General features: G+C 75.7%; 18 protein-coding genes. 7 read left to right on the forward strand and 11 right to left on the reverse strand.

Annotated elements, in window-relative coordinates:
• Window positions 1–39: 39 nt before the first annotated feature.
• Complete coding sequence (locus tag ACI781_RS17380) at window positions 40–903, reverse strand: hypothetical protein (RefSeq protein WP_456567378.1); 864 nt, start codon at window positions 901–903, stop codon at window positions 40–42.
• Between the two features lie 82 nt (window positions 904–985).
• Here ACI781_RS17380 and nucS point away from each other — a divergent pair, with 82 nt between their 5' ends.
• From nucS to ACI781_RS17395, 3 genes are all read left to right on the forward strand, one after another.
• A complete protein-coding gene (gene nucS / locus ACI781_RS17385; protein ID WP_456567379.1) occupies window positions 986–1,657 on the forward strand; it encodes an endonuclease NucS in 672 nt (223 codons plus the stop codon).
• A gap of 115 nt (window positions 1,658–1,772) precedes the next feature.
• A complete protein-coding gene (locus ACI781_RS17390) occupies window positions 1,773–3,554 on the forward strand; it encodes a 3-hydroxyacyl-CoA dehydrogenase family protein (protein ID WP_456567380.1) in 1,782 nt (593 codons plus the stop codon).
• A gap of 73 nt (window positions 3,555–3,627) precedes the next feature.
• Window positions 3,628–3,864, forward strand: coding sequence for a hypothetical protein (locus ACI781_RS17395; RefSeq protein ID WP_456567381.1), 237 nt, complete (start codon window positions 3,628–3,630; stop codon window positions 3,862–3,864).
• A gap of 38 nt (window positions 3,865–3,902) precedes the next feature.
• Here the strand turns inward: ACI781_RS17395 and ACI781_RS17400 are convergent, their stop codons facing one another.
• The 6 genes from ACI781_RS17400 to ACI781_RS17425 all read right to left on the reverse strand — a co-directional run bounded on the left by ACI781_RS17400 (window position 3,903) and on the right by ACI781_RS17425 (window position 9,952).
• A complete protein-coding gene (locus ACI781_RS17400) occupies window positions 3,903–4,574 on the reverse strand; it encodes a class F sortase (protein ID WP_456567382.1) in 672 nt (223 codons plus the stop codon).
• Window positions 4,567–5,427 (reverse strand): DUF4397 domain-containing protein, encoded by an 861-nt coding sequence (locus ACI781_RS17405; protein WP_456567383.1) that lies wholly within the window; start codon window positions 5,425–5,427, stop codon window positions 4,567–4,569. The genes ACI781_RS17400 and ACI781_RS17405 overlap by 8 nt, the downstream gene beginning before the upstream one ends.
• 161 nt (window positions 5,428–5,588) lie before the next feature.
• A complete protein-coding gene (locus ACI781_RS17410; RefSeq protein ID WP_456567384.1) occupies window positions 5,589–6,935 on the reverse strand; it encodes a hypothetical protein in 1,347 nt (448 codons plus the stop codon).
• A 142-nt stretch (window positions 6,936–7,077) separates the two neighbouring features.
• Entirely contained in the window at window positions 7,078–8,409 is a 1,332-nt protein-coding gene (gene ccrA, locus ACI781_RS17415) for a crotonyl-CoA carboxylase/reductase (RefSeq protein ID WP_456567385.1), read from the reverse strand.
• 147 nt (window positions 8,410–8,556) lie between these two features.
• Window positions 8,557–9,012 (reverse strand): methylmalonyl-CoA epimerase, encoded by a 456-nt coding sequence (gene mce / locus ACI781_RS17420; protein WP_456567386.1) that lies wholly within the window; start codon window positions 9,010–9,012, stop codon window positions 8,557–8,559.
• Between the two features lie 88 nt (window positions 9,013–9,100).
• Entirely contained in the window at window positions 9,101–9,952 is an 852-nt protein-coding gene (locus tag ACI781_RS17425) for an alpha/beta fold hydrolase (RefSeq protein WP_456567387.1), read from the reverse strand.
• Between the two features lie 271 nt (window positions 9,953–10,223).
• Here ACI781_RS17425 and ACI781_RS17430 point away from each other — a divergent pair, with 271 nt between their 5' ends.
• The 3 genes from ACI781_RS17430 to ACI781_RS17440 are packed head-to-tail and all read left to right on the forward strand — an operon-like array spanning window position 10,224 to window position 13,944.
• A complete protein-coding gene (locus ACI781_RS17430; RefSeq protein ID WP_456567388.1) occupies window positions 10,224–11,414 on the forward strand; it encodes an acetyl-CoA C-acetyltransferase in 1,191 nt (396 codons plus the stop codon).
• Complete coding sequence (meaB, locus tag ACI781_RS17435; protein ID WP_456567389.1) at window positions 11,411–12,448, forward strand: methylmalonyl Co-A mutase-associated GTPase MeaB; 1,038 nt, start codon at window positions 11,411–11,413, stop codon at window positions 12,446–12,448. Before ACI781_RS17430 ends, meaB begins: the two co-directional genes overlap by 4 nt.
• 23 nt (window positions 12,449–12,471) lie before the next feature.
• The gene (locus ACI781_RS17440) at window positions 12,472–13,944 is read left to right on the forward strand and encodes a phytoene desaturase family protein (RefSeq protein ID WP_456567390.1); all 1,473 of its coding nucleotides are present in this window, start codon (window positions 12,472–12,474) and stop codon (window positions 13,942–13,944) included.
• A gap of 92 nt (window positions 13,945–14,036) precedes the next feature.
• Here ACI781_RS17440 and ACI781_RS17445 read toward each other — a convergent pair whose 3' ends face one another.
• Window positions 14,037–14,954 (reverse strand): type IV toxin-antitoxin system AbiEi family antitoxin, encoded by a 918-nt coding sequence (locus ACI781_RS17445; RefSeq protein ID WP_456567391.1) that lies wholly within the window; start codon window positions 14,952–14,954, stop codon window positions 14,037–14,039.
• 415 nt (window positions 14,955–15,369) lie between these two features.
• Between ACI781_RS17445 and ACI781_RS17450 the strand changes: the two genes are divergently transcribed.
• Window positions 15,370–16,338, forward strand: coding sequence for a tetratricopeptide repeat protein (locus ACI781_RS17450; RefSeq protein WP_456567392.1), 969 nt, complete (start codon window positions 15,370–15,372; stop codon window positions 16,336–16,338).
• A gap of 39 nt (window positions 16,339–16,377) precedes the next feature.
• Here ACI781_RS17450 and ACI781_RS17455 read toward each other — a convergent pair whose 3' ends face one another.
• From ACI781_RS17455 to glgB, 3 genes are all read right to left on the reverse strand, one after another.
• Window positions 16,378–17,760, reverse strand: coding sequence for a neutral zinc metallopeptidase (locus ACI781_RS17455; protein ID WP_456567393.1), 1,383 nt, complete (start codon window positions 17,758–17,760; stop codon window positions 16,378–16,380).
• Between the two features lie 71 nt (window positions 17,761–17,831).
• On the reverse strand, window positions 17,832–19,208 hold the full coding sequence (locus ACI781_RS17460; RefSeq protein ID WP_456567394.1) for a neutral zinc metallopeptidase: 1,377 nt from the start codon (window positions 19,206–19,208) through the stop codon (window positions 17,832–17,834).
• A gap of 175 nt (window positions 19,209–19,383) precedes the next feature.
• A complete protein-coding gene (gene glgB, locus ACI781_RS17465) occupies window positions 19,384–22,278 on the reverse strand; it encodes a 1,4-alpha-glucan branching protein GlgB (protein WP_456567395.1) in 2,895 nt (964 codons plus the stop codon).
• Window positions 22,279–22,304: the final 26 nt, after the last annotated feature.

Consider the following 22,304-nt stretch of genomic DNA (forward strand, 5'->3'; position numbering starts at 1 on the left):
GGGCCCGGTCCCCTCGCGGGGGCCGGGCCCGCGGCCGTCTCAGCCGCCGAGGTCGGCGCAGCCCGCCTCGTGCGGCAGCAGCGGGCGGAACGACAACGCCCAGCGCGAGCCGTCGGCGGCCACCCACGGGGTCCGCGCGTTGGCGCCGGCCGCGGCCGCCAGCACGGCGGAGGTGTCCGCGCCGGTCACCGTCAGGCACGACAGGTCCAGGGCCGGCGCCATCGGCTCGCCGGGCAGCGCCGGCCCGGGCCACGCGACGTCGGGCTGGGCGAGCTCCGGCTCGGCCTCGTCGTCCACGGGCGTCCACGGCCGGGCGACGACGGCGAGGGCCTCGGGCACGTAGGGCTCGGTCGCGGAGGTCGCCGTGCCGGTCAGGGCGTCGAGCAGCCCGGTCAGCGCCGCGCGGGCCTCGCGCTGGACGGGGGTCAGCTCCCCGTCGATGCCGGCCGCCTCGGTGAGCGCGTACGCCTCCCGCACGTGGGTGCCCTCGGCGGTCACGAGCGTGAACCGGGTCGAGGTGGCGTCGGCGACGGGCGGGGAGCCGAGGTCCCCGGTCTCCGCGACGCCCGCGGCCAGCGCCCGCTCGACCAGGTCCCGCACCGTGGCCTCGTCGACCCGCGCGACCTGCACGTTGGGCAGCGCCGGCCCTGGGTAGATGGCGACGACCGGGCCGTCGGACAGCACCCGGCCGTCGGAGTAGACGCTGACCACCGGCAGCCGGCTGGCCAGCATCTCCGGCGTCACGAAGCCGCCGACGTGGGCCACCTGCAGCACCAGCCCGTCGGGGAGGTCCGCGGCCGGCGCGGGCGGCGCCGCCTCGCCGCCGTCCGGGCGCTCGGCGCACGAGCACAGCAGCACCAGGGCCAGCGCGGCGACCGCGCCGCGCAGGGAGGTCCGCGTCACGCCGGGAGGACGACCGGAGGGGAGGGGCGGTTCCCGGCCCGTCCCACGCGCCCCGTCCCGCCCCCCGGTACCGTCGCTCCCCGTGCGCCTGGTCATCGCCCGCTGCTCGGTCGACTACATCGGCCGGCTCACCGCCCACCTGCCGATGGCGAACCGGCTGCTGCTGGTCAAGGCCGACGGGTCGGTGTCCGTGCACGCCGACGACCGGGCCTACAAGCCGCTGAACTGGATGACCCCGCCGTGCTCGCTGCGCGAGGAGCTGACCGACGGCTCGGGCACCTGGACGGTCACCAACAAGGCCGGTGAGCAGCTGGTCATCACGATCGAGTCCGTCGAGCACGACTCCTCCCACGAGCTGGGCGTCGACCCGGGCCTGCAGAAGGACGGCGTGGAGGCCGAGCTGCAGCGCCTGCTGGCCCTGCACGTCGACACCTTTGGCGCGGGCTGGTCACTGGTGCGCCGCGAGTACCCGACCGCGATCGGGCCGGTGGACCTGCTGTGCCGCGACGCGTCGGGCACCACGGTCGCCGTGGAGATCAAGCGCCGCGGCGAGATCGACGGCGTCGAGCAGCTGACCCGCTACCTGGAGCTGCTCAACCGGGACCCGCTGCTGGCGCCGGTGAAGGGCGTCTTCGCCGCGCAGGAGATCAAGCCCCAGGCGCGGGTGCTCGCCGCCGACCGCGGCATCGACTGCGTGACCGTCGACTACGCCGTCCTCAAGGGGACCGACGACCCCTCGCAGCGCCTGTTCTGACCGACGCCGGGGCGCCCGCCCGCCGGTCCCGACGCCCGGCCGGTGATCCGGTGACCGGTGCCCGCGCCGCGAGTGGGACACTCGCGCGGATCATCGATCGGGAGGAGTTGGCAGCGTGGCCAGAGAACTGACCGAGGTCGGCGTCGTCGGCCTGGGCACCATGGGTGCCGGCATCAGCGAGGTGCTCGCGCGCGCGGGCCTGTCGGTGACGGCGGTGGACGTCGACGACGAGGCACTCGCCCGCGGGCGGGCGCACATCGAGCAGTCCACCGAGCGGGCGGTCAGCCGCGGCAAGCTCGAGGCCGCCGACCGGGACGCCGTCCTGGGCCGGATCCGGTTCACCACCTCGCTGGAGGACCTGGCCGAGGCGGAGCTGGTCATCGAGGCCGTGCCCGAGCGCATGGAGCTCAAGACCGAGATCTTCGGCAAGCTCGACGCGATCTGCCCGCCGGACACGATCCTGGCGACGAACACCTCCAGCCTCTCGGTCACCGAGCTGTCGGTCGCGACCGCCCGGCCGAGCCGGGTCATCGGCATGCACTTCTTCAACCCGGCGCCGGTCATGAAGCTGGTCGAGGTCGTGCGCACCGTCGTCACCGAGCCCTCGGTCGTGGAGGACGTCGAGGCGCTCGCGACCCGCCTGGGCAAGGTCGACGTGACGATCGGCGACCGCGCCGGCTTCATCGCCAACGCGCTGCTGTTCGGCTACCTCAACCACGCGGTGTCGATGTACGAGAACCGCTACGCCTCGCGCGAGGACATCGACGCGGCCATGCGGCTGGGCTGCGGCCTGCCGATGGGCCCGCTCGCGCTCATGGACCTCATCGGCATCGACACCGCCTACGAGATCCTCGACACGATGTACAAGCAGTCGCGCAACCGGCTGCACGCGCCGAGCCCGATCATCAAGCAGATGATGACCGCGGGGCTGCTGGGCCGGAAGACCGGCCGCGGCTTCTACTCCTACGCCCAGCGGGACTCCGCCGAGGTCGTCGCCGACGCGCTGACCCCCACCCCGGGCGGTGCCAGCGAGGGCGCGCGCCCGGTGCAGCTCGTCGGTGTCATCGGCTCGGGCACCATGGCCACCGGCATCATCGAGGTCGTCGCCAAGGGCGGCTACGACGTGCTCTTCCACGCCCGGTCGGCGGAGAAGGTCGAGGCCGTGGTGGCGGCGCTGACCAAGTCGCTGGAGAAGCAGGTCCAGCGCGGCCGCCTGGACGAGGCCGGCCGCGACGAGGTGCTGGCCCGGGTGCGCGGCACCACGACCCTCGACGACATGGCCGACCGCGACCTCGTCATCGAGGCCGTCATCGAGTCGCTGCCGGTCAAGGAGGCGCTGTTCGCCGCCCTGGGCGAGATCGCCAAGCCCGGTGCGGTGCTCGCCACCACCACCTCCAGCCTGCCGGTCATCGAGTGCGCCAAGGCCAGTGGCCGCCCGGCCGACGTCGTCGGCATGCACTTCTTCAACCCGGCGCAGGTCATGAAGCTGGTCGAGGTGGTCTCCACCATCTCCACGGCGCCGGACGTGGCCGCCACGGTGCACGCGGTCTCCGCGCGGCTGAAGAAGCACGCGGTCTCGTGCACCGACCGGGCGGGCTTCATCGTCAACGCGCTGCTGTTCCCCTACCTCAACGACGCGGTGAAGATGCTCGAGGCGCACTACGCGACCTCGGACGACATCGACGCGGCCATGAAGGTCGGCTGCGGCTACCCGATGGGGCCCTTCGAGCTGCTGGACGTCGTCGGGCTCGACGTGTCGCTGGCGATCGAGCGGGAGCTGTACACCGAGTTCCGCGAGCCGGGCTTCGCCCCGGCCCCGCTGCTGGAGCACCTGGTCACCGCCGGTTACCTCGGCCGCAAGACGGGCCGCGGCTTCCGCGACTACGCCCGCCGCTGACCCCGTGCCCCGACGGCGCGCACGGGCCGGGTCGCCTCCTCCGCGGAGCGGCCCGGCCCGTCGCGCCGAACGGGTGGAGGAGGGGCCGGACGGCGACTGGGTGGTCCGGTCGCTGACCGGCGCGGCCAGCACGAAGAGCTACCGCTGCCCGGGCTGCGACCAGGAGATCCGGCCGGGGACGCCGCACCTGGTCACCTGGGCGGCCTACGCCCGCGACTCCGACCTGGAGCCGTGGGACACCGACTCCGCCGCCGACACCCGGCGGCACTGGCACGCCGCCTGCTGGCGGGCCCGCGACCGCCGTCGCTGACCCGGGGCCCCGCCGCCGCCCGCGACGGTGCCCCGGGCTCACGTCACCAGCCGGGCGAAGACGACGACGTTGTCCCGGTAGCTGCGCGCGGCGCGGTCGAAGTCGCCGCCGCAGGTGATCAGCCGCAGCTGGGCGTCGGGCGTCGGCCCGTAGACCTCCGCGGTCGGGAACGCGTCCTTCCGGTGCCGCTCGACGCGGGTGACGGCGAACCGCGCCGTCGTCCCGTCGGCCCGGTCCACGAGCACCTCGTCCCCGGCGGCCAGGTCCCGCAGCCGCCAGAAGACCGCCGGCCCCCGGGTCGAGTCCACGTGCCCCGCCAGCACCGCCGGGCCGATCCCGCCCGGCGCCGGACCGCCGCCGAACCAGCCGGCGCGGGCGGAGTCCGCCGGGGTCTCCAGGGCGCCGCCCGGGTCGAGGCCCAGCCGCACGAGCGGGCTGTCGACGCCGATGACCGGCACGCGCACGCGGAGGGGGTCGGCGACCGCCGGGCCGGGTCGCGCCGCCGGCCGGACCGGGGGAGCGGGCGCGGCCGCCGCCGGTCCCGCCGTCCCCGTGTCCGCCGCCGGAGCGGGGGCCGGCAGGGCCACGGTCCCGGCGAGGAGGGCGAGCGCGGCGAGCCGACCGCGCAGGCCCGCCGGTCGCCGCCCGGTCCGGGCGGGACGGCGCTGCCGGGGAGGCCGGGTCACGGGTCGCCGGCCGGCCTCAGGCACCGGAGGCGTGCCGGTCCGCGGCGGCCCGGCGGCCGGCCCGGGACACCGACGCGACCAGGCCCCCGCCGAGGGCGAGGAGGGCGACCGCGGCGATGGGCAGCACTGGTGCGGAGGACCCGCCGGCCGCCCCGCCGGCGCCGGCCTCGACCCCGCCTGCGGGGACCACGCTCGCCCCGGCCGCGTCCAGCACCGGCCGCACGGTCAGCCCGCCACCGGGCGCGTCGAGGACGAGGACGCTGTAGACGGAGCCGCCGGCCACCTCGACCGGCACGGAGACCGGCTGCCCCCGGGCCGGGGTGACCTGCAGCGTGGTCGCGCCGGCCGGGACCTCGACGTCGTCGCTGGTGGCGGGGAAGGCCAGTCCCTCGGCGACGGCGCGACCGTCGGGCAGCGCGACCCCGAGGGAGTCGGCGGAGGCCGCGGCGGCGACGACGCGCATCCGCGCCGTGCCGCCGCGGGGCGGGGTCAGGTCGTCCTCGCCGACCTCCAGGCGCAGGTCGGCGAAGGAGCCGACGGCGGCGACCGTGCGGGCCTCGCCCTCGCCCACCTCGACCGTGGTGGTGAGCACCGGCGGGCTGTCCGCGGGCGCCCCCGCCCGACGCAGGCTGACCGCGTACGTCCCCGCCGGCACCTGCTGGTGGTCCGAGACGGTGCCGTAGCCGACGCCCGGGACGGACCACCCGGCCCCCGGCGGGGAGACGGGGTCGACGGAGACGTCGACGGGCGGGGTGTCCGGGGACAGGTGGGCGAGGCGCAGCAGCCCGGTGCCGGCCGCCTGGGCCGTCCCGGTCGGCAGCACCGCCCCGGCGACGGCGAGGACCAGTGCGACGAGGACGGCACGGGTGGTCCGCACGATGAGCACCCCCTGGTGGTTCCCGCCCGTGCGAGCGGGCGCCGCGCCGCGCGCGGGCAGTCGGCGCCGCCCCCGTCCGCGGCGCTACGCCGGCGGCGTCCCGGGGACGGCCGGCCGGGGACCGCGGGCCCGGGCTGCCCGGCCGGGCCCCCGGCCCTCGGTCAGCGGCGGGCCGACGGCGTCGTGGTGTCGCCGGCGGCGGGCGACGCGTCCCGACCGCCGCCGGCCGCGGGCGGCTCCTCGCGCTCGGCCGGCTGACCGGCCTGGACGGCGGGCTGCACCAGGGTCGGCGGGTCCGCCGGCCGGCCGGCGGGCCGGACGGCCGGCTGCGGCGCGGTGACCGGGCGGATGACCTGCGTCTCCTGGGCCTGCGGCGTGGACACCTGCGCGCCGGTCACGGTCTGCATCGCGACCTGGGTGGTCGGCCCCTGCGGGGAGACGGCCGGCTGGGGACCGGTCTGCGGACGGTGCGCCCCCCGCTGGACCGCGGGCTGGGTCGGCGGCGCGGGCGGCCGGACGGGCTGCCGCGCCGCGGCCGCCTCCCCGGCGCCGGTGGCGGGCTCCCGGGTGGGTGCGACCGGCGGGCGGCTCAGCTGCTCCTCCTCGGGACGGCCCTGCTGCGGCTGGGGCTGCTGCGGGGACGGGCCCTGCTGGGCCGGACCGGGCGCGGGGGCCTGCGCCGCGGGCTGCCCCTGCGGGCCGGCAGGGCGGTCACCCAGCTCGGGCAGGGTGCCGAGGATCCGGCGCGCCTCCAGCAGGCGCCCGGTGAGCTCGTCCCGGACGGCGCGGATCGCCGCGGCGGCGTCCTCGGCCTCACCGACCAGCCGCGCGGCGTGCTGCTCGGCGGCGGCCACGCGCTGCCGAGCGGCCTCGGTGGAGGCGCGGTCGCGCTCCTCCTCCAGCCGGGCCGCCTCCGCGCGACGCGAGCGCTGGGCGATCTCGAAGTCCTCCTCGACCTTGGCGCGGCGGGCCTGCGACTCGGCGTCGAGCCGGGCGACCTTCTCCTGCGCCTTGGTCACGAGCTCGTCGGCCCGGATCTGCGCCTTGCTCGCGATCTGCTCGGCGCTCTGCCGCGCCTCGGCGAGCATCCGCTCGACCTCCGCCTGCCCGGCGGCGTGCCGCTCGTGCATGGCGCGTTCCTCGGCGGCGGTCTGCTCGCGCAGCGCGGCCGCCTCCTGCTCGGCGGTGCGCCGGATGTCGGCGGCCTCCTCCTCGGCCAGCCGGAGCATGTGCGAGATGCGCTCGCTCATGTTCTCGAAGGTCGCCGGCCCGGCGTTGGCGGCCTTGCGGCGGAGCTGGTCGATCTCGCCGTGCATGGCCGACAGCTGGCCGGCGAGGTCGGCCGCGCGGGTCATCGCCGCGTCGCGGTCGGCCAGGGCCACCCGGATGTCGGCCTCGAGCCGCTCGATGGTCTCCGCCACCTGACGGCGGTCGAAGCCCCGCATGACCACGTCGAACGAGTGCTGGGCCTCGTGCATCGGCACCAGGTCACGACGGGGATCGGTCATGCGGTCATCCTCGCAGAGTCGGCGGGGCTCGTCGGCGTGTCGGCCGGGGGCCCGGGCGGGCCGCCGTCCCGACGATAGAACGCGCACCTGGGAGGGGAGGAGCCCCGGCGGGCTCCTCCCCTCCCAGGTGCCGGTGGTCCGCTCAGACGCCGCGGAAGCGGTTGATCGCGTCGATGTGCTTCTCGCGCTTGGCGGTGTCGCGCACCCCGAGGCCCTCCTCGGGCGACAGGGTCAGGACGCCGACCTTGCCCTGGTGGGCGTTGCGGTGGACGTCGAGCGCGGCCTGGCCGACCTGGTCCATCGGGTACACCTTGGACAGGGTCGGGTGGATCAGGCCCTTGTCGATGAGCCGGTTGGCCTCCCACGCCTCCTTGTAGTTGGCGAAGTGGGAGCTGAGGATCTTCTTCAGGTTCATCCACAGGTACCGGTTGTCGTACTCGTGCAGGTACCCGCTGGTCGAGGCGCAGGTGATGATCGTGCCGCCCTTCTTGGCGACGTAGACGCTCGCGCCGAAGGTCTCGCGGCCGGGGTGCTCGAAGACGATGTCGACGTCCTCACCGCCGGTCAGCTCGCGGATCTTCTTGCCGAACCGCTGCCACTCCTTGGGGTCCTGGGTCCGCTCGTCCTTCCAGAACCGGTAGCCCTCGGCGGAGCGGTCGATGACCAGGTCGGCGCCCATCTTGCGGACGATCTCCGCCTTCTCCGGGCTGGAGACCACGCAGACCGGGATGGCGCCGCCGTTGAGGGCCATCTGGGTGGCGTAGGAGCCCAGGCCGCCGGAGGCGCCCCAGATCAGGACGACGTCGCCCTGCTTCATGTTCGCGCCGTTGCGGGAGACCAGCTGGCGGTAGGCGGTGGAGTTGACCAGGCCCGGGGAGGCGGCCTCCTCCCAGGAGAGGTGGGCCGGCTTGGGCATGAGCTGGTTGCTCTTGACCAGGGCGAGCTCGGCCAGGCCGCCGAAGTTGGTCTCGAAGCCCCAGATCCGCTGCTGCGGGTCCATCATCGTGTCGTCGTGGCCCGCCGGGTCCTCCAGCTCGACCGACAGGCAGTGGGCCACGACCTCGTCGCCGGCCTTCCACTTGTTCACGCCGGGGCCGACCTTGAGCACGACGCCGGCCAGGTCGGAGCCGACCACGTGGTAGGGCAGGTCGTGGCGCTTGGTCAGCTCGGAGACCCGGCCGTAGCGCTCGAGGAACCCGAAGGTGCTGACCGGCTCGAAGATCGACGTCCACACGGTGTTGTAGTTCACCGAGGAGGCCATGACGGCCACGATCGCCTCGCCCGGGCCCAGCTCGGGGGTCGCGACCTCCTGCACGTGCAGGGACTTGCGCGGGTCCTTGTCGCGCGTCGCGAGGCCCGCGAACATGTCCTGCTCGTCCTTGCGGACGACGACGGCGCGGTAGGACTCCGGTACCGGCATGCCGGCGAGGTCGCTCAGCTGGTCGGCGAGGATGGCGTCCCTGATCTGGTCCACGGTGTCTCCCGGGTCTTCGTCGGCTCGGAGGAGCGGGTGCGGTGGGGCAGACGTTACTGACGGGTACCGGCGGGGCCGCCAGCAGGTCGGATGACCAACTCCCGTCGCCGCGGCGACGGCGGTCCCGCCGCCGCGGCGGGAGGTGCGTCAGTGGGCGGGCGTCGCGGCCGGCTGGACCAGCTCGACGAGGACCCCGCCGGCGTCCTTGGGGTGGACGAAGTTGACGCGGCTGTCCGACGTCCCCCGCTTGGGGACGTCGTAGAGCAGCCGCACGCCGCGCTCGCGCAGCGTCGCGCTGGCCGCCTCGACGTCCTCGACGCGGAAGGCCAGCTGCTGCAGCCCCGGGCCGTTGCGCCCGATGAACTTGGCGATCGTCGACTCCGGGGTCAGCGGCGCCAGCAGCTGGATGCGGGTGTCGCCGTCCCCGACGGCGAGCATCGCCTCGCGGACGCCCTGCTCCTCGTTGACCTCCTCGTGCACCGAGTGCACGCCGAAGGTCCGCGCGTAGAAGGCGAGGGCCTCGTCCAGGTCGGGCACGGCGATGCCGACGTGGTCGATGGTGGTGAACAGCTCCGCGGGCAGGCCGGTCTGCGTCTCGGTCACGCGCGGCATCCTGCCCCAGCCCGCGCGGGGCGTCAGGTCGGGGTCCGCCGCCGGCCCGGGGGTGCGGGCCCGGGCCGGCGGCGGGGTGTCAGCCGGCGAGGAAGTCCAGCAGGGCCGCGTTGAACTGCTCCGGGTGCGAGGTGTTGAGCCCGTGCGGCCCGCCCTCGACCACGACCAGCCGGCTGTCCGGCAGCGCCTCGTGCGCGCGCCGGCCGCTCACCTCGAACGGCACCGTCGCGTCGGCGTCGCCGTGGATGACCAGGGTCGGCACGGGAACCGCGGCGAGGTCGGCGCGGAAGTCGGTGCGGGCGAAGGCGGCGATGCAGTCGAGCGTCGCCTTGGGCGAGGCGGTCGAGGCCAGCTGCACCGCGTACCGCCGCTGCGGCTCGCTGACGGCCAGCTCCTGCGGCGCCCCCGACCCGGCGGCGGGGGTGAAGAAGGCCGTCGCGAAGCCCTCGAGGAAGGCCAGCCGGTCCCCGGTGACGCCGGCCTCGAACCAGGCGATCGTGGCGTCGTCCAGGCCGCCCTCGGGGTTGTCCTCGGTGGCCAGCAGGTAGGGCGGCACCGCCGCGGCGAGGACGGCGCTGCGCACCCGCGACGTGCCGTGCCGGGCGATGTGGCGGACGACCTCGCCGCCGCCCATCGAGAACCCGACGAGCGTGACGTCGGTGAGGTCCAGCTGGGTGAGCAGCGCCTCGAGGTCGTCGGCGAGGGTGTCGTAGTCGTAGCCGCCCCACGGCTGGGAGGACTCGCCGAAGCCCCGGCGGTCGTAGGTGACGACGCGGTACCCGGCCGCGACGAGCGGGCCGACCTGGGGCTCCCACGAGCGGCCCGACAGCGGCCACCCGTGGATGAGCACGACCGGCCGGCCGGTGCCCTGGTCGGTGTAGTGGAGCTCGACGGCGTGGCCGTTGTCGGTGCCGACGGTCAGGCGGGGCATGTGTCCTCTGTCCTCCGTGGTCTGGGGTCCCGGCGGCCGGGGTGGCGCCGGGTCGTGCCGGGTGCGGGTCCGGGTCCGGCGCCGGGGCCGACGACGGGTCGGCCACCCGGCCGGGTGTGGCGCAGGCAACAGTCGTCGTCGGCCCGGTCCGATCCCCGCACCGGCGTCCTATCCTCTGACGCAGCCCAACCGGCCGCAGCGGTGCCACCCCTGCGACGGTCCGCACCGACCCGGTCGCCAGCGTCGGCGGCCGCGTACCAGGAGGCACCCCATGTCCCGTTCGGTCATCGTCAGCGGCGCACGCACGCCCATGGGCCGGCTGCTCGGCTCCCTCAAGGACTTCTCCGCCGCCGACCTCGGGGGCATCGCCATCAAGGCCGCGCTCGAGCGGGCCGGCATCTCCGGCGACCAGGTCGACTACGTGATCATGGGGCAGGTCATCCAGGCCGGTGCCGGCCAGAACCCCGCCCGCCCGGCGGCCGTCGCCGGCGGCATCCCGATGTCGGTGCCGTCCTTCACGCTCAACAAGGTGTGCCTGTCGGGCATCGACGCGATCGCCCTGGCCGACCAGCTGATCCGCGCCGGCGAGTTCGACGTCGTCGTGGCCGGTGGCATGGAGTCGATGACCCAGGCGCCGCACCTGCTGGCCAACAGCCGGACGGGTACGAAGTACGGCGATACCACGCTGGTGGACTCGATGGCCCACGACGGCCTGTCCGACACCTTCGACCAGGTGGCGATGGGGCTGCTGACCGAGCAGGCGAACGCCCGCTACGACCTGACCCGCGAGGAGCAGGACGCCTTCGCCGCCGAGAGCCACCAGAAGGCCGCGCGCGCCGCGAAGAACGGGGTCTTCGACGAGGAGATCACCCCCGTCCTCATCCCGCAGCGCAAGGGCGACCCGATCGAGTTCCGCGAGGACGAGGGCATCCGCGCCGACACGACCGTCGAGAGCCTGGGCAAGCTGCGGCCGGCGTTCACCAAGGACGGCACCATCACCGCGGGCACCGCGTCGCAGATCTCCGACGGCGCCTGCGCGGTCGTGGTCATGAGCGCGGAGAAGGCCGCCGAGCTCGGCTGCACCGTGCTCGCCGAGATCGGTGCCCACGGCGTCGTCGCCGGCCCCGACGCCACGCTGCAGTCCCAGCCGTCGCGGGCCATCCAGAAGGCCTGCGCCCGCGAGGGCATCGACCCCAAGGACCTGGACCTGGTCGAGCTCAACGAGGCCTTCGCCGCCGTCGGCATCGTCTCCACCCGCGAGCTGGGCATCGACCCCGAGAAGGTCAACCCCAACGGGGGCGCCATCGCCCTGGGCCACCCGGTCGGCATGAGCGGTGCCCGGATCGTCCTCAACCTCGCCCTGGAGCTGCGCCGCCGCGGCGGCGGCGTCGGTGCCGCGGCCCTGTGCGGTGGCGGTGGGCAGGGTGACGCGCTCGTCCTGCACGTGCCCGCCCAGGCGTGACCGGGTCGCCCGGGGACGACCTCGCGGCGACCGCCGTCCAGACGCCCGGCCCCGCCACCCCCTCGGGGCGGCGGGGCCGGCGCGCTGTCGACGTCCCGGCGCTGGTCGCGGCCGCCCGCGAGGGCGACCCGCGGTCGGTGGCCCGGCTGATCTCGCTGGTCGAGGACGCGAGCCCGGTGCTCCGGGAGGTGGCGGTCGCGCTCGCGCCGCACACCGGCTCCGCCCGCGTGATCGGGCTGACCGGCTCGCCGGGGGTCGGCAAGTCGACGACGACGACGGCGCTGGTGCGCGCGCTGCGGGCCCGCGGCCGGCGGGTCGGCGTGCTGGCCGTCGACCCGTCCTCGCCCTTCTCCGGCGGCGCGCTGCTCGGTGACCGCGTGCGCATGCAGGACCACGCCGGCGACCGCGGCGTCTTCATCCGCTCCATGGCCTCCCGCGGGCACCTCGGCGGGCTGTCCTGGGCCACGCCGCAGGCCCTGCGGGTGCTCGACGCCGCCGGGTGCGACGACGTCCTGATCGAGACCGTCGGCGTCGGGCAGTCCGAGCTGGAGATCGCCTCGCTCGCCGACACCACGCTGGTGCTGCTCGCGCCCGGCATGGGCGACGGCATCCAGGCGGCCAAGGCCGGGATCCTGGAGATCGCCGACGTCTTCGTGGTGAACAAGGCCGACCGGGACGGCGCGACGCAGACGGTGCGCGACCTGCGGGCGATGCAGTCCCTGGGCGGCCGGCACGACCGGCCGGGCTGGTGGCGGCCGCCGATCTGCCGGACCGTGGCCAGCCGGGACGAGGGCGTCGACGAGCTGCTCGACGAGCTGGACCGCCACGCCGGGTGGCTGCAGACCTCCGGCGAGGGGCCGCGGCGGCGGGCGGAGCGGGCGGCCCGGGAGATCGAGGCCATCGCGCTCGCCGGGCTGCGGGAGCGGATGGGCGACGTCCGTGGCTCGGCGGCGCTGGAGGCGCTCGCGGCGCGGGTGGTGGCGGGGGAGACCGATCCGTTCTCCGCCGCGGACCGGCTGCTCGCGCAGCTGTGACCCGGCCGGTCCAGGATGGCCGGGTGAGCGCGAAGCCGGATGCCGTCGTCGTCGGATCGGGACCCAACGGGCTGGCCGCGGCCCTGCGGCTGTCGGCCGCGGGCCTGCGGGTGCAGCTGGTCGAGGCGGCCGAGCGCCCCGGCGGGGGGCTGCGGACCGAGGAGCTGATCCGGTCCGGGGTCCGCCACGACGTGTGCTCCACCGTGCACCCGATGGCCGCGGTGTCCCCGTTCTTCCGCGAGTTCGACCTGGCGTCCCGAGGGGTGCGGCTGGTGCACCCCGAGATCTGCTACGCCCACCCGCTCGACGGCGGCCGCGCGGCGGTCTCCCGCCGGTCGCTGGAGGAGACGGCCGCCGGCCTGGGCGCCGACGGCCCGGCCTACCGGCGGCTGTTCGAGCCGCTGGTCGAGCACCGCGAGGACGTCGTCGACTTCTTCCTGTCGAGCATGCTGCGGCGGCTGCCCACCCGCAGCCCCGTCGAGGTCGCCCGGTTCGGGCTGACCGGGCTGCCCAACGTGCGGTGGCTCGCCCGGCGGACCTTCGACACCGAGGAGGGCCAGGCCCTGCTGGCCGGGGCCGCCGCCCACGGGATGCTCGACCTGGCCCGGCCGCTGACCGCCGCCCTCGGCATGCTCCTGGGGATGCTCGCCCACCACGGCGGCTGGCCGCTGGTCGAGGGCGGGTCGCAGGCCCTGGCCGACGCGATGGTGACGGCGTTCGAGCAGCAGGGCGGCGAGCTGGTCACCGGCCGCGAGGTGACCGACCTGCGCGAGTTCGAGGGCGTGCCGGCCGTGCTGCTGGACACCACACCGCGGGCGCTGGTGCGGATGGGCGGGGACCGGATCCCCGACGGCTATCGGCGCTGGGTGTCGCGCTACAAGCACGGCCCCGGCGTCTTCAAGATCGACTGGATCCTCTCCGAGCCGGTGCCGTGGACCAACCCCGAGGTGCGGCGGGCCGGGACCATCCACGTCGCCGGGACCCTCGCCGAGACGATGGCCGGTGAGGAGGGACCCGCGCACGGCCGGCCCGCGGAGAAGCCGTACGTGCTCGCCGTCCAGCCGACCGTCGTCGACCGCACCCGCGCGCCGGGCGGGGAGCACGTGTTCTGGGCCTACGTGCACGTGCCGCACGGCTCCGACGTCGACATGACCGACGCGATCGAGGCGCAGATCGAGCGCTTCGCCCCCGGCTTCCGCGACACGATCCTCGCCCGGGCGACCAAGAACGCGCCGCAGATGGAGCAGTGGAACCCCAACCACGTGGGCGGGGACATCTCCAACGGCGAGGCGTCGCTGCGCCAGATGCTGGCCCGGCCGGTGCCGCGCTGGAACACCTACCGGACGCCGATCGCCGGCACCTACCTCGCGTCCGCCGCGACCCCGCCCGGACCGGCGGTGCACGGCATGTGCGGGGACAACGCGGCCAGGCTGGCGCTGCGGGAGGTCTTCGGGCTGCGGGACGTCCCGGCGCTGCGCCCGGCCCCGGTGGCGTAGCGCTGCTCTCGGCCCGGGTGGCTCGCGCGCCCGCGTGCGCATGGCGGCGGTCACCGGGCTCGGGGTGACCGCCCGGATGCGCTTGGCGGTGGTCACCGGAGGGTGGGTGACCGCCGCGGTGCGCATCCGGCCGCGGTCAGGGCAGCCGCGACCCGGGCGATGAACGCCACCGGGTCCGCGAGGTCCTCCGCCGTCACGAAGACGACCGTCCAGCCCGCCGCGGTGAGGGCGTTGAGCCGCCGCCGGTCGCGCCCGACCTGCTGCGGCCGGCCGTGCCAGGTGCCCTCGTACTCGACGGCGACCCGCGCCTCCGGCCAGGCGAGGTCGACGCGGGCGACGAAGGTCCCCGACGCGTCGAGCACGCGGTACTGGGCGGTCGGGCGGGGGAGCCCCGAGGCGTGCAGGCACAGGCGGGTCCGGGTCTCCTGCGGCGACTCGGCGAGCCCGTCGGCCCGGGCGACCGCGGCGCGCACCCGCCGGCAGCCGGGGCCGGTCAGGGCGGCCGCCGCCGCGCGCAGCTCGTCGAGCCCGACCCGCCTCGTCTGCTGGAGGAAGCGGTCGAGGCACACCACCGCCTCGTCCGCGGGCTCGACGCGGGCCAGGTCGAGAGCGGTGCGCAGCGGGGTGGTGACGCGGACGCCGGCCCACGTGGTCACGTCCGCTCCGGCCAGCGCCCGGCGGGTGAGCCGCACACCGCGCACCGCCCCGGCGCGGCAGGCGGCGTCCACGGCGCACTCGACGTCGTCGTCGGGTCCGGCCAGGTCGGCGCCCCACAGGACCGCCGCGCTCCGGCCGGACAGGACGGCGCCGGGCAGCAGGAGCAGCGCCGCGACCCGCGCCCGAACGCGGTGGTCGATCGGCAGCGAGGAACACGCGTAGACGTCGGGGAACAGCCGGCGCCACGCGGAGCTGCGCAGCTGGCCGCGGGTCAACTGGGCTGAGGCGAGGGCGGCGGAGCCGCGGAAGACCTTCCCGGTGAGGTCGGCCGGGCGGAAGGGAGGGCGGGCCACGCGCGGCACCCTGCCCGTTCCGGCGTCCCCCCGCGGGGGCTGTCCACAGGCAGGCGGGGCGCGCGCGGGCCGCGGTGACCGCCCGCATGCGCATCGCGGTGGTCATCCGACGGTGCGAGGGCGCCGCCAGGCGCATCGCGGCGCGCACCGGCGCGGGTCGCGGACGGCGGCGGGGGAGCGGGAGCCCGGGCTGTGGGGAGCGGGAGGGTGGGGACGGCGGCGGGGGAGCGGGAGCCCGGGTCGAGCGGAGCCGGAGCCGGGTGTCCGCCCGGGTGCGCACGGCGGCGGTCACCCGGCGGTGCGAGACCGCCGCCATGCGCATCGCGGCACCCCCGACGCCCGTGTGACGCAGATGCGCGACCAGCGGTGGGGCACCCGCCGCCGCGCCCGGTGCCGGGGTGGGATCATCGAGGTCATGCAGCCTTCCCGCCCCGGACGCCCCGACCCGCGCGCGCAGGCCCAGCAGGCCCAGCTGGCCGCTGCCATGTCCGGCGCCGTCGACCTCGCCGCCGTCAAGGCCCGGTCCGAGGCCGCGGCCCGCGCCCAGGCCGCGCCGCCGCCGAGTGCCGCGGGCCCGGCCGGCACCCCGGGCGGGGTCGTCGTCGACGTCACCGAGGCCACCTTCCAGACCGAGGTCCTCGACCGCTCCTTCCAGGTGCCCGTCGTGCTCGACCTGTGGGCCGAGTGGTGCGGGCCGTGCAAGCAGCTGTCCCCGGTGCTCGAGCGCCTGGCCGCCGTGGGGGGCGGCTCCTGGGTGCTGGCGAAGGTCGACGTCGACGCGAACCCGGCGCTCGCGCAGGGCCTGCGGGTGCAGGGCATCCCCGCGGTCAAGGCCGTGTGGCAGGGGCAGCTGGTCGCCGAGTTCACCGGCGCCATCCCCGAGGAGCAGGCGCGCCAGTTCGTCACCGAGCTCGTCCGCGCCACGACCGGCGGCGCGGTGCCCGGCGGCGAGGAGGCCGGTCCGGAGGAGCCCGAGGACCCGCGGCTGGACGTCGCCGAGGCCGCCCTCGAGCGCGGTGACCTGGCCGCCGCCGAGGCCGCCTACCAGGCGATCCTCGACGCCGAGCCCGACCACCCGGTGGCCGGCCTGGCGCTGCGCCAGGTGCAGCTGTTCCAGCGCGCGGACGCCGCCGGCCCCGACGCGCTGGCCCTGGCCGACGCCACCCCGGACGACGTCGCCGCGCAGACCCGGGCGGCGGACGCCCTGCTCGGCGCCGGCGACGTCGAGGGCGCCTTCACGCGGCTGATCGACACCGTGCGGCGCACCGCGGGCGAGGACCGCGAGGCGGCCCGCAAGCACCTGGTCGAGCTCTTCGCGGTCGTCGGCGACGACGACCCCCGGGTGGCCGACGCCCGCCGCCAGCTCATGCTCGCCCTCTACTGAGCGGACCGGGCGGCGGACCCGGGCGGCGGACCGGGCGGCTCACACGTCGCAGGCCGACACCCCCTCCAGGAAACCGGAGCGGAAGAGGTCGACCAGCTCGAACCCCGACAACCGCAGGCCGGGCAGCACCGCGGGGTCGCCGGCGCGGGTGAGCAGGAACTGCACGCTCTCGTCGACGTCGCCGGGGGAGATCGTGATCCCCGGCAGCTCGCCGTCGGCGACCGCGGCGGCGTACCAGCCGGTCAGGCAGATCGCGGAGCGGCGGGCGTCCTGGTCGTCGGTCGACAGGCCGAGCTGGTCGCGGGCGGCCAGGGCGTAGGGCACCGCCACCGCGGTGAGCACCGCGAAGTCGCCGATCTCGTCGTACAGCGGGCGGGCGAGGTCGAGGTCGTCGTAGCCGACCAGGCCCTCGTCGGGGCAGACGACCAGGTCCAGCCGGTCGTCCCCGGCGCAGTCGGGCGCGGTCCGGGAGAACGGCTGCAGGTCCGGGGCGGTGAAGCTGCCGCCGAGGACCTCGTCGAAGGCGCGCTCCCAGAACGCGGGCAGTGACGACGCCGCGAGCGCCCCGACCTCCCCGTACGGGGCGTCGCCGCCGCGGGCGAAGTCGTCGTCGCGGGTGAACCGGCTCTGCGTGAACGGCCGGTCGGGGCCGAAGCGGTCGCGGCAGGCCGTCGCGCCGACGTCGTAGCCCTCCTGGAAGGCCGAGACGCGGTCGAAGAACGACCCGTGCGCCTGCTCCTCCGCCGCTCCGGTGCCGACGGGGTCGCGCAGCTGCAGGTACCCGCCGAGGACCTGGTCGAGCTCGGACCGCCGGATGCTGGTGTGCCCGGCCTCGCCGTCGGCCACCCACGCCGTCCAGGCTCCGGCCAGGCAGTCCGCCTGCGTCTCGACCGCGATGGAGGAGTCGGGGTAGCCGACCCGCGCCTGGATGGCGTGCCCGTACTCGTGCGCCATGACCAGCGCCGGCAGGAAGCGGCCCGACTGGTCGGCGAGCTGGCCGAGGAAGGCGCGGTCCCAGCTGATGGCGTCGGAGTGGGCGGTGCCCTGCGACCGGCAGTAGAAGGCGTTGTCCTCGACGTCGCGCGGGTCGGTGCCGCAGCCCACGCCGTCGGGGAAGGTGCCGGGGTCGACGGCGTCGGGGTCGACGCTGAAGAAGCCGCCCGTCAGGGGCTCGAAGGGGACGCCGAAGACGTCGGGCAGCTCCTGCCCCCAGAAGGTGCCGAGGTCGGCGAGCGCGTTGGTGGCGAGCTGGTCGACCGGGCCGCCGTCGGTGCCGACGACCTCGATCTCGCCGTCGGGGGCGTCCGGCCGCGGCGGGTCGGCGGCGCGGGGGAGTCCCGCGCCCAGCGAGATCACGCACCCGGACAGCGCCAGGCTGCCGGCGAGTGCGGCGAGCAGGGCCCGGACACGGCGACGTCCCACCGCCACGGGGTGCCCGCGACGGTGGGACGGCAACCGCGTGCGCCCGCGCCGGAGCGGCGCGGGCGCGGACCTCAGGCGCCCAGCCCGCAGGCCCCCGCGCCCTGGACGAAGCCGTCGCGGAAGGCGCCGACCAGCTCGAAGCCGGCGGCGTCGCTGTTGGGCAGCACGGCGTCGGTCTGCCCGTAGGCGAGCAGGAAGAGGATCGCCTCGTCGACGTCGCCGGGGCTGAGGGTGACGCCGCTGTTGGCGTCACCGAAGTCGCCGGAGAAGAAGCGCGCCGTGTACGTGCCGGTCAGGCAGACCGTCGACGCGGTGGCCTCGGGGGTGTCGGTCGGCAGGCCGAGCGCCGCGCGGGCGGCCTCGGCGTAGGGCAGGCCGAGCGCCGTCGCGACGGCGAAGTCGCCGATCTCGTCGTAGGCCGGCTGCAGCAGGTCGGCCTCGTCGACGTAGACGGTGTTGTCCGCCGCGCACCAGCCGACGTCGCGGTTCTCGGCGCCCATGTCGCCGCAGTCCGGCGCCGTCCCGTCGAAGGTGGCGACCTCCGGGGCGTCGAAGCCGGGCACGAACGACTCGTAGAACACCGGCAGGGAGGCGTCGATGATGCCGAAGATCTGGGAGTAGGCCGCGTTGCCGTTGCTGTCCAGGTCCTCCTCGGTCGTGAACTCCGTGGCGGTGAAGACGCGGTCGGGCCCGAAGTCGTCCTGGCAGGCGCCGACCCCCTCGTCGTAGCCCTGGTAGAAGCCGGCGGCCCGGTCGAAGCCCGAGCCGTGCGCCGAGCCGTCGTCGGGGCTGCTGCCGGGCTGGTCGCGCAGGTCGATGAAGCCGATCAGCACCCGGTCGAGGTCCGCGGCCCGGACGGTGACGTGCTGGGCGTTGCCGTCGACGACCCAGCGGGTGAACGCGCCGGCGAAGCAGTCGGCCTGCGTCTCGTCGCGGATGGAGGCCTCGCTGAAGCCGAAGCGGCCCTGCATGGCGTGGCCCATCTCGTGCGCCATGACGGCGGGGCCGAGGAAGGCGCCGTACTGCTCGCCCAGGTCGCGCAGCAGCACGCTGTCGTAGACGACGACGTCGCAGTCCTGCTGGTAGAACGCGTTGCCCTCGACCTCGGAGGGGTCGATGGGCAGGTCCTCGCAGCCCACGCCCGTATCCGGGTACAGCGACTCGTCGATGTCCTCGGTGTCGACGGCGAAGATGCCGCCCTGCAGGGGCGTGAAGTCCTCCCCGTAGAACTCCGGGTAGGCCTGCTCCCAGAACGTGTAGATGTCGGCCATGGCGTTGCGCGCGTACTGGTCGACCGGGCTGTCGGTCGACGCGGTGATCGGGAACTCCTCCGCCGTCACGTTCGTGATCGGCGGGTTGGCGGTTCCGTCGATGCTGCTGGTGCAGCCACTGAGCAGCGCGCTGCCCACCGCTGCCGCCACGAGCGCGCGGCTCGAGACCTTCCTCATGGAGCGTCGTTCCTCGTCTGCCGGAGGGGGCCGCACCTGCGGCCGTTCGAGAGCCGGCACATGATGCACGGTCCCCGCCGGTCGTGGGGCCATCCGGCGCACGCCGGTGCGGCGCGCCGCCCCTCCTCCGGTCCCGCGACGCCCCGCCGCGCGCGCGGCGGGCCGTCGAGGTGCCTCACTCGTGCAGCAGCCAGACGGTGCCCAGCGGCGGCGCCGAGATGGTCGCCGAGAAGGGCTGCCCGTGCCAGGGCGTCTCCTCGGCGACGATCGAGCCGCCGTTGCCGACCCCCGAGCCTCCGTAGCCCTCGGCGTCGGTGTTGAGCACCTCGCGCCAGGTGCCGCCGCGGGGGAGCCCGATCCGGTAGCCGTGGTGCGGGGCGCCGGCGAAGTTGCTGACCACCGCGAGGGCCTGCCCCGGCTGGGCCTGCGGGGCCCCCTCGCCCTCGGCGGCCGCCTCCGCGCGCCTCGGCCTGCCGTACCGCAGGAAGCTCAGCACGTTGCCCGAGGCGTCGTTGGCGTCGATCCAGGCGAAGCCCGCCGGGTCGACGTCCTGCGACCAGAGCGCGTCGAGCTCCTTGTAGCGGGTGTTCAGGTCGGTCACCAGGTCGAGCACGCCGCGGTGCGCGGGGTCGTCCAGGTGCCACCAGTCCAGCGACCGGCTCTCGGCCCACTCGGAGTCCTGGGCGAACTCGGCGCCCATGAAGAGCAGCTGCTTGCCCGGGTGGGACCACATGAAGGCCAGGTAGGCGCGGAGGTTGGCCAGCTGCTGCCAGCGGTCGCCGGGCATCTTCCGCAGCAGCGAGCCCTTGCCGTACACGACCTCGTCGTGGCTGATCGGCAGGACGTAGTTCTCGGAGTAGGCGTAGACCATCGAGAACGTCATCTGGCCGTGGTGGTAGCTGCGGTGCACGGGCTGCTTGCTCATGTACTCGAGCGAGTCGTGCATCCAGCCCATGTTCCACTTGAAGCCGAAGCCCAGGCCGCCGAGGTGGGTCGGGCGGGTGACGCCGGGCCAGGCGGTGGACTCCTCGGCGATCGTGACGACGCCCGGCACCTCGCGGTACACGGTCGCGTTCATCTCCTGCAGGAACGCCACCGCCTCCAGGTTCTCCCGGCCGCCGTAGGCGTTGGGTGCCCACTGGCCCTCGCCGCGGGAGTAGTCCAGGTACAGCATCGAGGCCACCGCGTCGACGCGGATGCCGTCGACGTGGAACTCCTTGCACCAGTACAGGGCGTTGGCCACGAGGAAGTTGCGCACCTCGGTGCGACCGAAGTCGAACACATAGGTGCCCCAGTCCGGCTGCTCGCCGCGGCGCGGGTCGGGGTGCTCGTACAGCGGCGTGCCGTCGAAGCGGGCCAGGGCCCAGGCGTCCTTGGGGAAGTGGGCGGGCACCCAGTCGACGATGACGCCGATGCCGGCCTGGTGGGCGCGGTCGACGAGGTAGCGGAAGTCGTCGGGGCTGCCGTGGCGGGACGTCGGCGCGTAGTAGCTGGTGACCTGGTAGCCCCAGGAGCCGCCGAACGGGTGCTCGGCGACGGGCATGCACTCGATGTGGGTGAAGCCGGCCGCGGAGACGTAGTCCACGAGCTCGTCGGCGAGCTCGCGGTAGGTCAGCCCCTGCCGCCACGAGCCCAGGTGCACCTCGTAGACGCTCATCGGGCGCTCGTGCCAGTTGCCCTCCGCGCGCGCGGCGAGCCACTCCTGGTCGGCCCACTCGTGGGTCGACTCGGTGACGACGGAGGCGTTGAGCGGCGGCACCTCGGTGGCGAAGGCGAGCGGGTCGGACTTCTCCCGCCACTCGCCGTCCGCGCCGAGCACGTGGTACCGGTACCGGCTGCCCACCTGCACGCCCGGGACGAAGACCTCCCACACACCCGAGGAGCCCAGCGAGCGCAGCGGGTAGGCGCGCGCCTCCCAGTAGTCGAAGTCGCCGGTGACCTTCACGCCGCGCGCGTTGGGCGCCCAGACGGCGAACGACACGCCCTCGACCTGCCCGCGGGGGGTGTCGTAGCGGCGCACGTGCGCACCCAGGACCTCCCACAGCCGCTCGTGGCGGCCCTCGCGGATGAGGTGCTGGTCCAGCTCGCCGACGGTGGGCAGCCAGCGGTAGGGGTCGTCGACGGTGTAGGTCGCGGTCCCGCCGGCGCCGTCGCCGTAGACGACCTCGATCCGGTAGTCGCCGGGCTGCTGCGGCAGCGCGGCCTCGTAGACGCCGCCGCCGTGCAGCTGGCGCGCCTCGTACCGGGAGCCGTCCTCGGCCAGGACGGCGACGGAGACCGCGTCGGGCCGCAGGGTGCGCACCGCCCAGCCGCCGCTGTCGGTGGGGTGGGCGCCGAGGACGGAGTGCGGGTCGTGCGACCAGCCCTCGACGACGGCGCGCAGGGCGTCGGCGGGGACCCCGGTGGTCGCCTGCTCGGCGGGGCGCGCGTCCGGGTCGCCGGACGGGGCCTGGGGGGTGCCCGGCGTCGCCGGGTCCCCGTCCGGGGCGACGGGCTGCCCGGCGGGGGCACCGGACGGCGAGCCCGGCTCGGCGATCGGGGCGGGGGCGACCACGGGCGCGGCGGTGCCGCCCTGCTCGGCGACGACCTCGGCCTGCGGCTCGTGGATCGCCGCGGGGGTGCCCGCGGTCGCCTTCGCGCGCGGGGCGCGCTTGGCGGGCTTGCGCGCCGGGGCGGCCGTGCCCTCGACCGGGGTGCCCGGTGCGGCGACACCGGTGGCCGGCTCGACCTCGGCGACCGCGCCCTGGGGGGCCACCGTCTTCTTCGCGGCGGCCTTGCGCGTCCGCTTCACCGGGGCCGCGTCGCCCGCGGTCGGACCGTCGGCGACGGCGCCCTTCGCCGCGGCGGTCTTCTTCGCCGCGGGGGCCTTCTTCGCCGCGGGCGCCTTCCTGGCCGCGCGCTTGCGGGCGGGCGGGGCGTTCACGACCGGCTCGCCCTCGGCGGCCCGTGCCTCCTCGGCCATGCGGTCCACCGCGGCCTGCAGCTGCTCGCGGGTGGCGGGGGCCTCGGTCGTGTCGGCACCGGGGTCGCGGTCGGGGGTGTCGGGGGAGGTCCCGTCGGGGGAGGTCATCGCGTCGTCCTCTTCGTCGGCATCAG

This window comes from Blastococcus sp. SYSU D00695, from assembly GCF_054050555.1.